General features: G+C 54.7%; 1 protein-coding gene. It reads right to left on the bottom strand.

Translation table 11 applies throughout. The annotated features are described in order from the left end of the window. Positions 1-124: 124 nt before the first annotated feature. Positions 125-827, bottom strand: a 703-nt coding sequence (locus HMPREF3130_RS10030) for an IS110 family RNA-guided transposase (protein WP_141737811.1), incomplete at its 5' end; no start/stop codon positions are given.

Raw genomic sequence — 827 nt, 5'->3', positions numbered from 1 at the left:
GGGGGGTGTCCCTATGTTTTTGTCAAGTGCCAGACCGATGTTGACGAGCACAGTCTTGGGAGTAGTTTCTTAGGCGTGCCTAGGAGCCGGCCAGCGTGTGCTGGTCGGCTTCGTCTTTGGGGCTTTATGCGGCGACGGGGCGTGGCGGGATTTCGCGGAAGAACTCCTTGTTTTTCAGCATCGCGTAGATGACATTGCATCGGCGTCGTGCCAGGCAGATGACTGCTGCGTTGTGGCGTTTTCCTTCAGCGCGTTTGCGTTCGTAATACCGCCGTGACGGTTCGTGGCTGCGGATAACTGCGAATGCGGAGTAGAACAAGGCGTTTTTCAGTCGTTTATTGCCTGACCGTGCCGGGAATTCACCTCTGATCGACGAACCGGATCGTCTAGTCACGGGTGCTATTCCAGCATAAGCAGCTAAGTGGCCAGCACTAGCGAAGTCGGAGCCATCACCGATCGCAAGAAGGATCTGCGCTGCGGTCTTGATGCCGACTCCGGGCATACTCATCAAGACCTCACAAAGAGGGAAATCAGCGAGCATCTCTTCAACCTGCTCAGCAATGGTGTTTCGTTGCTCTTTGAGGGCCTGGATGTTTGCAGCCAGTTGAGGAATTACTAACTCGGCGGCATCGCTTCCAGGCACGGTGACTGTTTGAGCTTTCAGCGCTGTAAAAATGTCGTCTACCAGCGGGGTGGGGTCTTTACGTGTGCGCTTGATCATCCAGTTCAACACTCGTTGGTATCCGGCTCTTTTTAGCCCCTGCGGTCCCTTGTAATGGATCAATAATTCCAGGATCGGCGTGCGAGTCAGGGTGCTACCAGCAAAA

The sequence above is a fragment of the Corynebacterium sp. HMSC14B06 genome (assembly GCF_001807075.1).
GTDB classification, from domain to species: Bacteria; Actinomycetota; Actinomycetes; order Mycobacteriales; family Mycobacteriaceae; genus Corynebacterium; species Corynebacterium jeikeium_D.
Note: the sequence above shows the minus strand (reverse complement) of the source record. Positions and strands in the feature narration are given on the sequence as shown.